This is a genomic window from Oceanobacillus sp. FSL W7-1293 (genome assembly GCF_037969815.1).
Taxonomy (GTDB): Bacteria; Bacillota; Bacilli; order Bacillales; family Amphibacillaceae; genus Oceanobacillus; species Oceanobacillus oncorhynchi.
In genome coordinates this window covers 359,890-376,618 of sequence record NZ_CP150212.1, presented here as the reverse complement: position 1 = coordinate 376,618, position 16,729 = coordinate 359,890, and the positions used below count along the sequence as shown (strand labels likewise).

Genomic DNA, 16,729 nt, shown 5'->3' with positions numbered 1-16,729 from the left:
TCACCCCCTATATTTCTGGAATCAATAGATACCCTTGGTTTAAGGGGTCATTCGGGTCGAAGTAAAAGTCATGTCTCCCCATAATCCACGCAGATCCTGTAATAGCAACTTTATTATAAGTTATATCTTCTTCCTTGTTCGCATAAATTACCCGAGCTTTAAATTGGGAGCCCGTAATACTTTCATGAAGAAAGCTTTCATTCAAACCCAAATGACCTTCTTTATAAAGTGTCGATACTTTTGCACATGTCCCTGTGCCGCACGGCGATCTATCAATGCCTCCCGGAGGTACAATTACCGCGTTTTTAACGATATCCCCAGTCTCATAAAATTCCATATGCGTTAGCTTATTAATAAATGGATACTCAGGATGCCTCACTTCATGCAGCTGATTAATTTCATCTCTGACTGCCATGGCCACTCCCACAATTTCTTCTGACCTTGATACATCAAGCGATAATCCTAAATCACTTGCTTTCATAATTCCATAAAAATTCCCGCCATACGCCACATCACACTTTATATTCTTGAAATCTTTATAGTCGATATAAACCGTCTTTAGGTGAAAGGAATCTGTACTGATAAATGTTACTTCTTGCACTTTACCATCTTCCACTTTACAGTTGGCTTCTACCACACCAGCTGGGGTATCTAGGACTACCGAAGTATAAGGCTCTTTGACTTCGACATAACCGAGTTCTACTAATGCTGTACATGTACCAATAGTGTCATGTCCGCACATCGGCAGATACCCACCGGTCTCTATAAAAATCACACTAAAATCTGCTTCTTCTTTTAAAGGCGGCAGTAATATCGTGCCGCTCATTACATCATGTCCCCTGGGTGGAAAAACTAGAAATTTTCGAATGTAATCATGGTTTTCCTTCATATCCAGCATTTTTTCTTGAATCGTCTCTCCTTTTAATTTAGGCATACCGGATAAAACCGTTCTTGTCGGGTTTCCCCCAGTGTGTGTATCCACAGTAACAAGTAGTTTTGAATTTATCTTCATATTGCCTCCTCCTGAAATCTATCCATACTTAGCGGACTAATGTCATCCTCAAGTGTATCTGTCACCATCTGAGCCATCCAATAACCTGTTACCGCAGACAATCCAATTCCATCTCCCTCATGACCAGCGGCTACATAATAATTAGGTACAGTAGTCTCTGAAATAATTGGCAAGTGATCCGGTGTCCACGGCCGGAGACCTGCATAACTACGGATAATATTCATGTCCTTCATTTTCGGGAAAAACTCTATCGCCCTTTTGGCAATCAGTTGAACAACTTGATGATTGACGGTTGTGTCAAAACCGATAAATTCCCGGCTGCTTCCTATCAGGAAGTTTTGACTCTCTGTCGGTTCATGCACCAATGCAATTCCATAATCATTCATGATTTTATCGGCTTTTCTCTCTTTGCCAAACTTCGTCATCAAGTATCCAAACTCTTGAATTTTCCTTGTGCCCATCAATTCTGCACGTGATGAAACCAGGATATGACCTTTTCTTGGTTTAATTGGTAAAGGTACACCAAGATGTTTACTCACTTCTGGCGCAAAAACGCCAGCTGCATTAATTACTTTATTGGCCTTAAATACGCGATCATGAGAATGTACTTTAAAACCTTTTGATTTATATTTCTCTATAAATGTTACGGGCGTTTTTTCGAAGAGTTCAAACTCATTTTTTTCAGCTGCATGAATTAATGAGAATGTTAACATGTACGGATTTACTGTAGAATCATTCGTACACTCAATCCCGCCAACGAGATGGTCAGCAAAATATTTGGAATCATTCCTTAAATCTTCTTTGGTTAGTTTTTTAAAAAATTGATATTTCCCATTTGCCCTGTTGTGCTGGTCTACCCAATCATACGCCTGCTCCAGCTCCTCTTCATTTGCACAAAGGAAAATGCTTCCCGGATCCCTGTATTCAAATTCCATTTCTAATTCTTTAGATAAGCTTTTGATTAATGCCTGGCTCTTTATCGCCATATTGCTATCAAATCCAGGCTCTTTATCAATCAATAAAACATTGCCATCACATTTTGAACTCGTCCCAGAAGCAACTGTATTCATTTCTAACATCGCTACCTTTAGTCCCTTTTTAGAAGTAAAATAGGCAATGCTTGCGCCGATAATCCCGCCGCCAATAATCAATACATCATAATATGGCGTTGTCAAAATAACTCCCCCCTTCCTTTATAAAATACTAAGAAAAAAGCGTGCCAATTTTACGTACAGCAAAATCAATAAAATTTGAAATAATGTGTAAAGAAAATTATAATTATTATTATAATTTTAACACCAAAGGAGGCATTACCTATGTTAGAGGATTCTATTATTCAAGAGCTGATTAATTTTTATAACCATTCTTTTACGATTATCGATAAGCATGAAAAAGTAATTTATTGGAGTGAAAGAGCCGCAGAAATATTTGATATGAATCATGATTATGTCATCGGGAAGGATATTAAAGAGATTTTCGCAGAAGACAAATTGGCGATTCTTCAAACATTGAGAAACAATGAAATCATTGAAAAGAAACAGCATATGGCGACGAAACATATTTATGTAAATCTTAAATCCGTTCCAATTGTTATCGATGGCATTGTCGAAGGCGCCATTGTTTCAGAAATTGATGTGACGGAACAAAAGCGGCAGGAGGAGGAAATCGAACAACTAAAAAATCAGGTCAGCTTTCTCACGGATAATGTTAATCAATTGAAGGGTGAGGAGCATTTTAAAAATATCATTTTTAAAAGTTCCATCATGGAGAACCTAAAAAGCCAGATAAAGCGAGCTGCAAAGACAGATGCAAGTATTTTAATCACTGGAGAAACCGGCGTGGGCAAAGAGCTATTTGCACAGTCAATTCATAATAGCAGTGAAACCTCAGGCGATTTCATTCCAATTAACTGCGGAGCAATTCCAAAGCATCTATTCGAGGCAGAATTGTTTGGCTACGAGAAAGGGGCATTTACCGGGGCAAATAAAGAAGGAAACAAAGGAAAACTCGAACTCGCCAAAGACGGCACACTTTTTCTTGATGAAATTGGAGATATGCCCTTGGATATGCAGGTAAAATTCTTACGTGTATTACAGGAAAGGAAATACTTCAGGTTAGGCGGAAAAAAGGAGGTTTCCACTCATTTTCGATTAGTTTCTGCCACAAACAAGGCAATTTCTGACTTACTGCATGCAGATGATTTTCGTTCTGACCTGTTATATCGAATTAATGTGATTAATATCCATATTCCTCCTTTAAGAGAACGCCCGGACGATATTGAATCTTTATTCTATTACTATCTCTATCACTTATCGCAGAAATACCAGACAGAGCTCCGTTATGCAGACCAAAGGCTTTTAAATAATCTAAGACATTATCATTGGCCAGGAAATACCAGAGAATTAATCAATGTTGTAGAAAGATTGGTTATCTTCTCAAATGAGGAAAAATTAAATAATAGCATCTTCGACCAATACTTAGTGGAAGTCGGAGAATCAGATAAAAGCCTGCCTATACCAAATTTGTCAGAGAATCTGAAACTGAAAGACTATATGCATAAGGTAGAAACAGAATATATTAAATATATTGTGGAACAGAATGGTCATAACATTGAAAAATCCAGTCATGTCCTTGGCGTTAGCAGGCCCACCTTATACGCAAAGATGCGTAAATTCAATTAATAAAACGAAGCTTTATTCCATAGGAGTTCTACTGTCGCTTTTCCGTAATAAATTGGCACACTTTTTTCTTGTTTATAAATAAATATCCTTTGAGGTGATTCCAATGAATAAACAAGACGATTTTATTGTTTGCCGATGTGAAAATATATATTATTCTGAAATCCTTGCCATCTTAGAAAGAGGAGCAGCGAACTCTCGAGAACTGAAACTAAAATCCCGGGCCGGAATGGGTTTTTGTAATTCCAGGACATGTGGACATTTTTTAGATCAACTGACTCAGGATAAAAATAAACAGGGACCACCCTACATCAATCTTAAATCCCAGTCTCCTATCCGAACTGTTTCGTTTGAGGAATTATCTGGGGGTGTAGATAGTGACTGATAGAATTCTGGAGCATAAAATTTTAGGTAAAAAAGAACAGAAACTTGTCCCTTTCAAATGGAATGGGAAAACATATTATGGGGCTGAAGGCGAAAGCATCACAGCTGCACTTCTTGCTAATGATATAAGGACGCTCAGATACCATGAAAAAGACGGCAGCGGACGGGGGTTATACTGTAATATTGGTCATTGTTCCGAATGCAGGGTAACTGTGGAAGGAAAACGTAATCAACGAGCATGTCTCACTCCAATTTATAAAAATATGGAGATTGAACAGCAGACCGAGCTGCCTCACTTGATAAAAGGAGGCCGTCCTCATGAATCACTTTGATACTATTATTATCGGCGCTGGTCCTGCTGGAATGACCGCCGGCCAAGTCCTTCAAGATTCACAAAATATACTTATTATCGATGAATATTATCATTACGGAGGCAGATTGCTGGGGCAATTATATGAGGAAACCAAAGGAAAATGGTGGAACGGAATTGAAATTGCCCAGAAACTGTACAGCGATATCTCAGAAAAGGTAAGCTTTAAGCTTGGAACATCTGTGTATAACGTAGAACACCGTAATCAAGGCTTTGATGTATACACAACATCCGGACACTTTCAATCTAATTATCTGATTGTTTCGACCGGCGGAAAAGAAAAATCAACTCCGCTTCCTGGTTGGGATTTACCGGGGGTAATGACTGTAGGCGCTGCTCAAGTACTGACAAATTTCCAGCGTGTGAAACCGGGAAATAAAGGCGTTATTATCGGCATTAATCCATTATCCATGGTCATTGCACTAGAACTTGGCTACGCATATATCGATGTCGCTAAAATTTGTCTGCCGCCAAATAATCTAATAAATGAAGCAGCACCAAAGAGAGCATTGGAAACACTGATATCTTTAGGAAATTCTGCCCCTTCCAAATTTCTTTCATTTGGTTCAAAAATGGCTGAAAAAGTGACTCCGCTCCAGCAGCTGGCCTTGCAACTCTTTCCTAAAAAGGGAGTCCATGCACTTGGATTACCTATTTCCATTAAGGAGAGGGTAATGAAGATAAACGGGCAGCACAAAGTAGAATCTGTAACAATTCAAAAAACAAATGCTTTGGGTGAAATCATAGAAGGGACAGAAAAAGAAATAGAATGTGATTTTGTATGCATTTCGGATGGTCTATCGCCAGTTAATGAAGTAACATCCCTATTAGATTTGAAACATGTTTATATCGAAGCATTAGGCGGATATGTGCCTCTACATCATGAAACGATGAAAACAGAAATAGAGAATTTATATGTGGCTGGCAATATCACTGGAATAGAAAATGCTAAAATCGCTATGTTACAAGGCAGACTGGCTGCAAACCAGATTATTAAAAATAACATATCCTCTAAAGAAATACTGGAAGCAATAGCATATGAAAGACAACATGCAAAGGTTACCTTCCATAAGGATTTACTTCAAGGCAGAAATACACTGCAGAGCATGTGGATGCAGCATTCATAAGAAATGTAGAGGACAACGAGGATTATTATTTATTTGAATTTTTCAAAGAAACTTACAGTGGGGTTAAGAAACAACAAAGAACTTGCAAATAATAGTTTTAATAAATATCAAGAAATCTTTGGTTCGGTTCTGACTTATACAGCCGTAAAAGAGGAGAATGGAGAAGCATTTTAAACGAAGCAAATAATTATATCTGGCTTAAATAGGGTTCTTAATGAATTCAATGATTGTCTAAGTAAAGGCGAAACGGGGCCGCAACAGCATTTGTTAAAATTATATGATAAGCAACTTATAAAACTGACCAATCAATTAGGTTTGAGTTATAAAATACACAAAGACATTGCATCTCAAAAGTTCTAAGAAATATGGGGCAGAATGGGGAATTCTAATCGTGATTTAACGCCGTAAAATAAGAAGAACAAGATGAAAAATGAAACTCAATTTAATGGATAGTATGGAAATGTCCGTGAGAGCAAGGATAGAAGCCATTATTGATATACTTAAGGTAAAAGGGTTAATTGATGAAGATGACCAGAAAAGACCGGAAGTAGTCTCACATAGCATGTTTGAAAAATTTAACCAATAAGAAAGGATCTGTTGCACACTTAGGTACCTGATCGTGCAACAGACCTTTTTTTATTTTGTGGATGAGACGAGAAGCAGCTTCGTCGTCTCATCTGTAGCATTATACCAATGATGTGCCATACTAGAATCTATATGGATAGACTCATTGCTATACAGCGTTTCTTTGACACCTTCAATTTCAACTTCTAACTGGCCGGATAATACATATACAAATTCTTGTCCGCTATGCGTATAAGGGATTTGTTGATATTCCCCTGCTTCCAAGTCAATCCGTGCAGGAATGAAATCCGGATGTTTCATTTTTCCAACTAAGCTTTTATAGGAAAAGTTACCAGTATTTTTATACGAGGTTTTCTCTTTTTTTACAAAGCTGGAATCTCCATTATCGAAGAAGAAATTCACATTGACATCTAATGCCTCACAGATTTTTTTAAGGGATGTAAATGTAAGTGTCCGCAGTCCCCTTTCTATCTGGGATAAAAAGCTCACAGACAGACCACTTCGGTCACTCAATTGTTGTAAGGTCAACTGCCTGCTCTTACGTACTTTTTTTAGTTCGCTGCCTAATAACTCATCCATCCACGTCACCTCTTAGTTATTATTGCTTCATATTAACAAAGATACTTTTCACTTCTACATAGTTGGAGATGCCGTAATCTCCACCCATCTCTCTGCCTATACCAGAATGTTTGTAACCACCAAACGGCATTGTTTCCAATTCAAGACCAAAATCATTCACCCAGACAGTTCCTGACTCTAACTTAGAAGCAATATAGTGTCCTTTTTTAATATTTTCCGTCCATACACTTGCAGCTAAACCATACTCACTATCATTAGCCCGCTGAATCACTTCTTCCACTTCATCGAAGACAAACACCGACATAACAGGACCAAATATTTCTTCTCTTGCAATCGTCATATGATCTTCTACGTCCGCAAAGATAGTCGGTTCTACAAAATATCCTTGAGCCCCTGTACGCTTACCGCCAGTAATAAGCCGCGCACCTTCTTCCTTTCCTTTTTCAATATACCCTAAAACAGTATTCATTTGTTTTGCAGATACAAGCGGCCCCATATCCGTAGCACTGTCCAGCCCAGGGCCAACGACCGTTTCTTCAGCTTTTTTCTTGAGCTTATCCAGTACTTCATCATACAAACTTCGATGCACAAAAATACGGGTAGTTGCACTGCAATTTTGACCGTGATTATACATCGTACCATCAAAAACACCATCTAATGTTGTTTCTAAATCAGCATCCTCTAAAACAATAGCTGGAGATTTCCCTCCAAGTTCTAAAGTGACCTCCTTCACATCATCTGCTGCTTTTCTCATAATTTCCTTACCAGTTTCTGTGGAGCCTGTGAACGCAACTTTGTTCACTTGAGGATGTGTTACCAAAGCATTTCCAACCACACTTCCCGGCCCGGAAACAATATTGACTACACCATCTGGAAAACCAGCTTCTTTAAATAACTTCGCTGCATATAAAATGGATAATGGTGTATCTTCTGCAGGTTTTAAAACAACCGTACACCCTGCTGCAAGTGCTGACCCCAGCTTCCAAGCAGCCATTAGCAAAGGATAGTTCCATGGAATAATCTGCCCTACTACACCAACAGGCTCGTGAACTGTATACGTAGCATATTCCGGTGAAACGTTTGTTGTCTTTCCAAAGATTTTTGTTGCCCAACCCGCATAATATCTAAAATGCTCAATCGTCCCTTCTATATCATCTTCCAAAGCTTGCTGATAAGGCTTGCCGTTATCAAGAGACTCTAATTGGGCAAGTTCTTCTTTATGCTCCTCTAATAAGTCTGCAAATTTATAAATTATACGGGAACGCTCGGCAGCCTCCATCTTGGTCCATTGCCCTTCATCAAAAGCTTTACGAGCTGCTTGAACAGCCAAATCAAGATCGGATTCATCTGCTTGGCTTACTTTTGCAATCACTTCCTCCGTTGCCGGGTTCAAAACGTCAAATGTTTGACCGTTCTGTGCTGTAACGTATTGACCATTAATATAGAACCCATTCACCTCTTCTAAAAACGCTTTCACTTTTGGCTTCAATGTATCTAACGTATCTAGTGACATACACAAACATCTCCCTTAATATAGATTTATTTAACCTCGAAATATAGCAATCTCCAGATTAAATATTCTGTTAATTAACAGGATAGTCTATGACTGTATAAAAAGCAATCATTTTTTCACAGACAGTAAAATATGGTATATTATCTGATTAACGTTCAGGCCCCACGAAAGAGTATTGTTTACAGTTTCTTTTAAAAATATCATCCTTTTTACAGGTACTGTAAAATTCTTAAATAAGCACGTTAGGAATATTGAAATCAAGTTTTCTTTTTATATAAGAGTAATCCCTTGTTTGTCGTTCAAACAATAAAGTTGAAATAGGCATACTATCCTTTTATGTTTAAAAACCTGTATGTTTCTTGCAAAACTGCTTCTAAATTATCTATCAATAAAGCGTGACCGGCATTTATCGGTGCATAATGAAAGTCAATTCCAGCCTCTTTTAAATCCTCCATTATTTCCATTGTCATTTCTTCCGATACAATCAAATCATTTTCTCCCCAGATTACCAGAATAGGAGCCTGGATATTACTTACTTCCCCGGTCCCATCAATTATACCATTGGACACTGTACTTATATTGAACCTGTTTGCAGCATATGCCGCATCGATTATATTCCTTTGCTGTGTGGCACTGGTTAAATACTTTCGATACTGTTCTTCGTTTGGTTGGTTAACGGAATAAAGCACTTGGTCCATAGCCGCTCTAAAAAATGCTTGATTATTTGTTCTCTGAGCATCTAACATCATATTTAATCCAGGGTCTTCTATTAATTGTTCTCTAAAACGGATTCTTTCACCGTCTGTATTAAAAGCTGGATACCCTCGTGTAGACATGGAAGAAAGCAATAGGATTTTTTGAATATGGTCTGGATAATCACTAGCAAACTGCATTGCTACACCACCGCCATTAGACAAACCCATTATATAAAACTTCTGCAAATCTAATTGATCAACAAATTGTTTGATATCCTCCGAAAAATCTTTGATTGAATTTATCGGCTGGTCATAGCTCGATTGCCCATATCCACGTAAATCTACTGCATACACTGTAAAGGCAGGATCTATTTCTTCAAGCAGTAAATCCCATTGAGCCGAAGATGCCATATTTCCATGAATTAATAATAAAACATGCTCTCCTCCTCCTTTTTTTACATAAAAAAGATTCTCGCCATTCTCTAATGCAATATTCATAAATATCCTCCTTTTTGTTAAGTTTTAAAACTTCTATTCTATTCGATTACTGAACCTTAAAAGATTGATAACACAGCTTCTTCAGCGCATCCTGTCTTTATCTACAACGTTCTATAAACAAAAAGCATATAGTTATTTTAAATGATCTTTGTATTGAAACCCCTTTCATTATACAATAAAATATTATTTATAGATTGTCAGCAAGCGAATAAATATCAGAAACCAATTCAGGGATCCATTCACGCGCTATTGGTATAGCCTCTACCTCATAGTCGAACAATTGCCGCAGTGCATGAATGGTCCAACAAATACCACCCATATTTATTTGCCACTCGATATCGCCTGGTACGCTATCAGCAGTTTGTTCATAATATGCATGGATTAAATCAGCAGAATTAATAGGATAATTCTCTGCCGCACGAATGAAGCAGTACAAATCTCCAAGATGGGGGCTAAGATTTGCGGATGCCCAATCAATTACAGTTATTCTTTCATTATTTTTCATTAAATTTTTAGGATAATAATCATTATGCACAAGCGTCAGCGGAAAATCTCTATATAAGCGCTCCATATGAGGCGGCAAAATAGTTGATAATTTTTTTAAGAATGTTGCTTGAGTATCATCTATATACTCCCTCTGTTGGCTCAAGTATACTAAATCATTTATTATCTGGTCTTTAGAAACGTAATAATATAAATACGTTTCGTTTGTTAGTTTCCCTTCCATGATTGCTGATTTTGCCTTGCTGCGGATAGTGGCTAGCTCTTTTGCCGCTTCAATAAAAATCTCAGATTGAGGAGCGTCCTCTAAAGTTTCACCCGGAAGATCTTTCATTATCAATATCCCAATATCATCCGCTTTATAGGATACATAAATTGTTGGAATATCTAATCCAAATGGAATTAATAAATCTTTATAAACGATGACTTCGCGGGCGTTCTCGTCTTTTCCCATTTTGACGATACAGGAATCTCCATTGTTTCTATTTGCCCGCCACACTTCTGAATGGGACCACCTCCGTAAAAGAGTCCAGGATGTTACCTCTTTTAAACTAGGATGCAAATCGATATATTCAGCAAATGACTCAGGTATTCTATCCATCGGGTCTTCCACCTTTCTGTAATCATTCCAGTTTCTCTTCCTATCAATTCATCAAAACGAAACGTTTGAAAACCCACGGTGTGTTACTTAAATATTATAATTTGTATTACATAAAGAATACCACAGTTTTTTTACCAAAATAATTTTTCAACGTCTGCAATTAATGGTATAGTTATGAAAGGGATTGTAAAATAAGGTACGGTCCTTAAAATGTTTTTTCAAGCTTAACAAATCAAAGAAACCGAAATAGAAATACACTCCTATTTTCGCAGCGAATATAGATATACAATTAATGACACTCAAAAGGAGAAACCAAGTGGAAAAAACAGTAGAATCCGGAATATCCAGTGCAATCGGAAAACTTTTTCGAGATAATTTCGGAAAGGGTCCCGAAGCTATTTTTGTATCTATAGCAAAACCATACATTACAATCTATTTAAGAAACTTTTTAGCTCCGATGGAAAAGATTCTGCTGAAGCAGGAAAATGAATTGAAGTTTCAGGAAACCCGTGATCTATTAATGAAAGAACTGACTCCGGAGATACAATCGATTATCTCCTCGCAGGCAGGCGTAAAAGTGGACAAGATTTACTATGACTGGTCGGTTGAAAATAGCAGCGGAATTCTTTTTACCGAGCTGGATTCCAATCTGGATGAGACAATAGAAGATTATCTTGATTATCCAGCCAAAGAACAGGTACACGAAGAGATCAGCCGTTTTACTCAAAAAGCACAAAAGTCTCCGAAACAGCTTACGTCTTGTATGCTTAATCCCCGGACATTGATTTCAAGACGCGAGGATATACTTGTACTGATTGAAAAAGAGCTGATTCATTCGGGATTTGAAAACCAGCTCAGGCTGTCAAAGCGGAAGCTGGAAAAGAGTTTAATTGATAAACAATTCTTAGAATCTGTGCTTCATCAGGAAATACAAGATTTATTTGTAGATTGGGATTTCGACAATGATACAGGATTTGTTATATTCATACTTAAACCAAAAAAATAATCTGGCGGAAATGTCTAGACAATAGCGCTAAGGCATGAGCCGAAAAGGATCTTTATTCCTTTTCGGCTTTTTTTATTAAATAAAAGGAAAGCAGGTTAATAAATAAGAACGCGAACAGAAAGACAGTTTTATTTGGTATGTTGATTGATTTAGATATCCATCTCCAGAAGCTTCCAACTGTGCTGAATCTGAAGCAATGCATCTTAAAACTCTATCAGAAACTGGAGGAATCGACTATGAAAACTCAATCGTATGTAAACATCCATAAGGAATTGGATATCGTTCATGCTAGACAGATAGGCAGGGATATAGCAAAGCAGATTGGCTTTGGTACAGTGGATCAGGCACGTATCACCACTGCAATATCGGAATTAGCCCGTAACATCTATTTATATGCAGAAAAAGGGGGGATTTCTTTTGAGGTCATCGATACGCTTGGCCATAAAGGAATCATTATGACTGCAACCGACTCTGGTCCAGGAATAAATGATATTCGATTAGTGCTCCAGGATGGCTATACCACTTCAGGAGGACTTGGGGCTGGTCTCCCTGGCGTGAAACGTTTGATGGATGAATTTGAAATCCAATCAGTCATTGGACAAGGAACAACAATCAAGGTGGCTAAATGGATTTAGTTAGCAGCATGTCCGAAGCTGGAAGAATTTCGGCATTTTTCAAAGAGAATTTCATAAATTTTTGCTTGTAACACTGATTTTTTCTTCGTTTATTTCATCGTTGCTGTACACAGGTTTTGATTCATTGCTTTTACATAAGTAAGAGAATACAATCCTCAAAGAAATTTTAACTATCTTATATTCGTTAAATAAATCATCTTTAACTCCAGCCGCTTTGAAAGTTAATTACAATTCAGCCTCTAAACCTGTCTTATCTTACCCAAACAAATTTTTTTATCCAAAAAGCATCTCTTAAGATAAAATATCCAAAGAGATGCTCAATCGATTTAAAATAATTCAGCTATTTTTTATCATCCCTTTATTCCGGCCACGGGGAATGTATAATACAGCTGCAGAAATTCTTATTACGGTATTCCGGCCGAAAATGCTGGACGACATCTTCTTTCATATTACCAAAAGTGGTTTCCGGCTTATGCTTAAATCCTTCATAAAATGCCGGGATAATTTCCTTTTTAAAATTATTCCGAGGGAAAGCCTGTATAACTTCTTCGCGCAAATCAGCCGGGAATTCTTCAAATCCGTCTCCCATCACATCTAAACCAACACCAGAGAAAAGAAGGGCTACTTCCGATTCCTTGTGTTCAGCAACTCCAGGGGTTGTGTGTAATGCAATCGCATCCCATACAAGCTGAATAGATTCTTTTGGAATTTGATACTGCTGTAAAAAGCTTCTGGCAGCATTAGCCCCGTCTACTTCAAAACGCAAATCGGAACTGCTATAAGCTTTGGTCAATCCTAAGTCATGGAATAATGCACTGACATACAGCAACTCTAAATCATAATTCAACTTTGCCTGTTTACCGTTTACCGCGCCAAAAAAGAAGACACGATTGGAATGATTCCACAGCAAGTCATTTCCATATTCCCTTAGAATATCTGCCGCATCCTTTGCCAATCGCGTATCTGGAACTTTGATACCTGCTACTTCTTGAATCATCATTCAAACTCCCCCTTTACGATTTATTTTCATCTTGGCTCCATTGTAAAAGGATTATTTCCATATAGCAATGCAATCATTTCTGTATAGAAGCCATTTCATCTCTATCTTAAATTAAATTTATCATGAAGTTAATTTTTTGAGGTAAATTTAGAAGGAATACTGCAGAAAGTCCATTAGCCTGATACAGTATATTTTCGGATGAATTCATTTACCACATCATAAATTAATGGTAAGATATTTTAAATTTAACTCTGAAGGGAGAAGATAAAATGGAAAGAAACAGCCAAATCATCTGTGAAAAAAGAACCTATTCAAAAGAATTCCATTCGCATCAGCATACCTTCGGACAGTTTCTTTTCCCTTTACAAGGCTCCCTGGATATCCGAACAAATCAACAGGAACTTCATCTGGAAGCGGATTGCGGATTTTATCTGCCGCCAAACTTCCAGCATCATTACCGCTCTATCGAGAGAAACGAATTTCTAATATTGGATATACCGCTGCGATATTTGCCCAGTTATACAGAAAGCATGCATATCAAACTGGATAATCAATGGACTGCAATCCGGTATTTACTATTGGAAGAGGCGGACGCAAAGGACAATATATCTGCCTTAGCCGATTTGACCCGTTATGTAACCAAAAAACTGCAGACTTCCAACCCTCCTTCCATAGACTATATTCACAACCATTTTAAGGAGCCGATTCGATTGGAAACGCTGGCAAAAATAGAGCATTATCACCCTGTTTATTACTCGGAATGGTTTAAGAAAAGAACTGGCAAAAGCCCGCAGGCATATATTTTAGACCTGCGTCTACAGGAGGCGGAGCATTTATTGCTTTCAACCAGATTATCCATATCTCGAATTAGCGAGGAATTAGGCTTCGAGAATGCCTCTTCCTTTACAAGGTGGTTTGTTAAACACAAAGGAATGGCGCCAAACAAATATAGATTTCTTTAAAGAAGGTAAAAAGAATATGAAACTCAGTATAGAAAAAAGAACAGTCTTTATCTATGATGAGTATATATTCTTTTATTTCGGAGTGAAATCGATGCAAGGAAAACTTTCTGCCTTTCTTATTCTTTTTGCTGCTGTACTTTGGGGAACAACTGGGACAGCACAGGCTTTTGCACCAGAAAATGCCCATCCTATTGCGATTGGGACGATTCGTTTAGCAGTAGGAGGACTCTTTTTATTATCACTGGTCCTTCTATTCGGCAAATTAGAACTAAAAAATTGGCCCATCAAAGCTACGGTGTTAGCTGCTTTAAGCATGGCTTTATATCAGCCGTTATTTTTTACCGCTGTCACTGTCACTGGCGTAGCTATCGGAACCGTTGTAGCCATCGGGAGCGCGCCAATTTTATCAGGGCTTCTGGAATGGATGTTTTTTAAAGCTCATCCGTCAAAAATTTGGTGGGTGTCTACTTTCCTCTCCATTTCCGGCTGCATCCTGTTATTTACTAACCGAGAATCCGCTTATGTTGATCCAGTTGGTGTCGTGATGGCTTTAGGTGCAGGACTTACCTTTGCCAGCTACACCCTCGCAAGCAGAGATATGGTTCAAAAATTCTCTTCCTTAAACGTGGTTGCAATTATTTTTACAATAAGTGCGATTTTCTTAGCTCCATTCCTATTTATTTTTGATATGTCATGGGTAACGAGCTTGCAGGGCATCGGCGTCAGTATTCAATTAGGTGTTGTAGCTACAGGCATAGCCTATTTTCTTTTCGCCAAAGGATTGGCTAATGTTTCTTCTTCAACTGCGGTTACTCTTGCTTTAGCAGAGCCGTTAACAGCAGCATTATTAGGGGTATTTCTGTTAGGGGAGAAATTAAATACGACTGCCTGGCTGGGTATCTTTCTTTTAATTATGGGGATTGCGATATTGATTGGTTCATCCAGAGCAGCTAACCGGAAGAATAAAGCTGCCGTGAGAGCTACACTCTAAAAAAGAAATGGTTTCATTTATTTCATTTTTCATCATACAGATGAATAAAGGGCAGCGAGATTTTATTCTCATTGCCCTTTTTAGATTTACTTTTTACCCGTCGCAATAAATAATGAAGCGTCCTGATTCATGAAAATATTGCTTCCATGATGAAATGTATGCATTTCTGTATCTCGAAGACCTGCGTGATTCAATGCCTGATTTATTTCTGCTTCTGTGAAGCCATTATGCACTTTGGGATGCTGTATCGTTTTATTTTTATCAAAATCAGCAATAATAAGCATTCCATTTGGATTTAGGTGCTTACTTAATTTTTGCAGAAGTGTTTCTATATCCGGCACATGCAGCAAAACCAACGATAGGATGATGACATCTGCATACACATCCAAATTATCTTCTTCTGCTAAATTACATTCCATCGCTTTAAAATGCTTTAATTGCTGCTGTTCTATTTTAGCTTGAGCAACTTGAATCATTTCCTCTGAAGCATCCACGATCCATCCCTTTTCAAAGCGGCCAGCCAGTTGAAAAGCCACTAACCCAGTTCCACCGCCATAATCCAATATGGAATGATATTGCTGCTCAGCTATGCTTTTCTTTATCTCATCGGCTATCACCGTTGCCAGCTCTATTCGTTCTTCTGTGTCATATTTTTTTGCCATTCGATTGAATACATTCTCTTCCAACTTATAGCCTCCTGCACATGGGCGTCTTTTATTTTCCCAAATGAAATCTCTTCGGCTTCTCAATATACCATAATCGCACGTATAAACAAGCAATATACAATACTATTTGCTGTCTAATCAAAACCTTCTAATTATGCATTATCACCACCGGCATCCCTAATTTGTGAAGGCCCCGGCGCATTTTAAAATCAAACAAACGATTGATTTATTACATCGGGAAGCTTTATTTACAAGCCTTTTGCATCTATCTTATAATCACCATTGTTTGTACCTCATCCCGTTTAATAGTCCATTCTATTCTCAACGTCTTTCCAGATTTGAAACGGTTTATCGTACTTATCCGGGCGAATCTGCATCATCTCAATATCACGCTCTTCTACAGGAAGCGCAATTTGATTATAAATAAAACGATCATCAAATCCCGCTTCTGCAGCTTCTGTTTTAGAAGCCGCATAATAAACCGCCTCTGGCCTGGCCCAATAAATGGCGCCAATGCACATGGGACATGGTTCACAGCTGGTATAGATTTCACAATCCGTTAATTGGAAACTGTCCAGTTTCTGGCACGCTTCCCGAATCGCCTGCACCTCTGCATGAGCTGTGGGATCGTTCGCTGCTGTGACCTGGTTATTTCCGGCACTGATAATTTTTCCATCCTTTACCACAATTGCTCCAAACGGACCGCCGCCCGCAGCTGCACTTTCCTGAGCAATTTTCACTGCCTTTTCCATCCATTTCTTATTACCCACAAGTAACCCTCCATTTTGTTCATAAATTGTCTCCATCCTATACACATTGAAAACGCATTCATCATTATAAGATATCTGCTTTTACTCATCCTATCATGCCCGACCCCTTGATAAAAAAAACTGCTGTGTTATCATTGCCTCAGTATTGAAATAAAGG

Annotated in this window: 17 protein-coding genes; 8 read left to right on the top strand and 9 right to left on the bottom strand. The window is 38.1% G+C overall.

The features are described from left to right. Positions 1 to 7: 7 nt before the first annotated feature. Positions 8 to 1,012 (bottom strand): proline racemase family protein, encoded by a 1,005-nt coding sequence (locus MKY65_RS01995; RefSeq protein WP_339181788.1) that lies wholly within the window; start codon positions 1,010 to 1,012, stop codon positions 8 to 10. After that, complete coding sequence (locus tag MKY65_RS01990; RefSeq protein WP_339181786.1) at positions 1,009 to 2,187, bottom strand: FAD-dependent oxidoreductase; 1,179 nt, start codon at positions 2,185 to 2,187, stop codon at positions 1,009 to 1,011. Before MKY65_RS01990 ends, MKY65_RS01995 begins: the two co-directional genes overlap by 4 nt. A 141-nt stretch (positions 2,188 to 2,328) precedes the next feature. Here MKY65_RS01990 and MKY65_RS01985 point away from each other — a divergent pair, with 141 nt between their 5' ends. The 4 genes from MKY65_RS01985 to MKY65_RS01970 all read left to right on the top strand — a co-directional run bounded on the left by MKY65_RS01985 (position 2,329) and on the right by MKY65_RS01970 (position 5,571). Then, positions 2,329 to 3,693 carry a sigma 54-interacting transcriptional regulator gene (locus MKY65_RS01985; RefSeq protein WP_339181783.1) on the top strand — a complete coding sequence of 455 codons (1,365 nt, stop codon included), beginning with the start codon at positions 2,329 to 2,331 and terminating at the stop codon, positions 3,691 to 3,693. Positions 3,694 to 3,796: 103 nt separating this feature from the next. After that, positions 3,797 to 4,075 (top strand): (2Fe-2S)-binding protein, encoded by a 279-nt coding sequence (locus MKY65_RS01980; protein ID WP_339181780.1) that lies wholly within the window; start codon positions 3,797 to 3,799, stop codon positions 4,073 to 4,075. Continuing rightward, positions 4,068 to 4,406: a (2Fe-2S)-binding protein gene (locus tag MKY65_RS01975; RefSeq protein WP_339181777.1), complete on the top strand. Its 339-nt coding sequence runs from the start codon at positions 4,068 to 4,070 to the stop codon at positions 4,404 to 4,406. Before MKY65_RS01980 ends, MKY65_RS01975 begins: the two co-directional genes overlap by 8 nt. Continuing rightward, positions 4,393 to 5,571: an FAD/NAD(P)-binding oxidoreductase gene (locus tag MKY65_RS01970; RefSeq protein ID WP_339181775.1), complete on the top strand. Its 1,179-nt coding sequence runs from the start codon at positions 4,393 to 4,395 to the stop codon at positions 5,569 to 5,571. Before MKY65_RS01975 ends, MKY65_RS01970 begins: the two co-directional genes overlap by 14 nt. Positions 5,572 to 6,207: 636 nt before the next feature. Here the strand turns inward: MKY65_RS01970 and MKY65_RS01965 are convergent. From MKY65_RS01965 to MKY65_RS01950, 4 genes are all read right to left on the bottom strand, one after another. Next, on the bottom strand, positions 6,208 to 6,735 hold the full coding sequence (locus MKY65_RS01965) for an XRE family transcriptional regulator (protein ID WP_042531170.1): 528 nt from the start codon (positions 6,733 to 6,735) through the stop codon (positions 6,208 to 6,210). Between the two features lie 19 nt (positions 6,736 to 6,754). Then, entirely contained in the window at positions 6,755 to 8,248 is a 1,494-nt protein-coding gene (locus MKY65_RS01960) for an aldehyde dehydrogenase family protein (RefSeq protein WP_339181773.1), read from the bottom strand. Positions 8,249 to 8,574: 326 nt separating this feature from the next. Next, positions 8,575 to 9,441 carry an alpha/beta hydrolase gene (locus tag MKY65_RS01955; protein WP_339181771.1) on the bottom strand — a complete coding sequence of 289 codons (867 nt, stop codon included), beginning with the start codon at positions 9,439 to 9,441 and terminating at the stop codon, positions 8,575 to 8,577. A gap of 187 nt (positions 9,442 to 9,628) precedes the next feature. Then, positions 9,629 to 10,543, bottom strand: coding sequence for a phosphotransferase (locus MKY65_RS01950; RefSeq protein ID WP_339181768.1), 915 nt, complete (start codon positions 10,541 to 10,543; stop codon positions 9,629 to 9,631). 316 nt (positions 10,544 to 10,859) lie between these two features. Between MKY65_RS01950 and MKY65_RS01945 the strand changes: the two genes are divergently transcribed. Next, on the top strand, positions 10,860 to 11,549 hold the full coding sequence (locus tag MKY65_RS01945; RefSeq protein WP_339181766.1) for a Na-translocating system protein MpsC family protein: 690 nt from the start codon (positions 10,860 to 10,862) through the stop codon (positions 11,547 to 11,549). A gap of 236 nt (positions 11,550 to 11,785) precedes the next feature. Further along, positions 11,786 to 12,184, top strand: coding sequence for an anti-sigma regulatory factor (locus tag MKY65_RS01940; RefSeq protein WP_339181764.1), 399 nt, complete (start codon positions 11,786 to 11,788; stop codon positions 12,182 to 12,184). 358 nt (positions 12,185 to 12,542) lie between these two features. Here the strand turns inward: MKY65_RS01940 and MKY65_RS01935 are convergent, their stop codons facing one another. Next, positions 12,543 to 13,181, bottom strand: coding sequence for an HD domain-containing protein (locus MKY65_RS01935; RefSeq protein WP_339185078.1), 639 nt, complete (start codon positions 13,179 to 13,181; stop codon positions 12,543 to 12,545). Between the two features lie 272 nt (positions 13,182 to 13,453). Here MKY65_RS01935 and MKY65_RS01930 point away from each other — a divergent pair, with 272 nt between their 5' ends. Then, entirely contained in the window at positions 13,454 to 14,146 is a 693-nt protein-coding gene (locus MKY65_RS01930; RefSeq protein ID WP_339181762.1) for an AraC family transcriptional regulator, read from the top strand. A 91-nt stretch (positions 14,147 to 14,237) separates the two neighbouring features. Continuing rightward, the gene (locus tag MKY65_RS01925; protein ID WP_339185076.1) at positions 14,238 to 15,137 is read left to right on the top strand and encodes an EamA family transporter; all 900 of its coding nucleotides are present in this window, start codon (positions 14,238 to 14,240) and stop codon (positions 15,135 to 15,137) included. A gap of 86 nt (positions 15,138 to 15,223) precedes the next feature. Here the strand turns inward: MKY65_RS01925 and MKY65_RS01920 are convergent, their stop codons facing one another. After that, entirely contained in the window at positions 15,224 to 15,823 is a 600-nt protein-coding gene (locus MKY65_RS01920) for a class I SAM-dependent methyltransferase (RefSeq protein WP_339181758.1), read from the bottom strand. A gap of 281 nt (positions 15,824 to 16,104) precedes the next feature. Next, complete coding sequence (locus MKY65_RS01915) at positions 16,105 to 16,554, bottom strand: nucleoside deaminase (protein ID WP_339185074.1); 450 nt, start codon at positions 16,552 to 16,554, stop codon at positions 16,105 to 16,107. Positions 16,555 to 16,729: the final 175 nt, after the last annotated feature.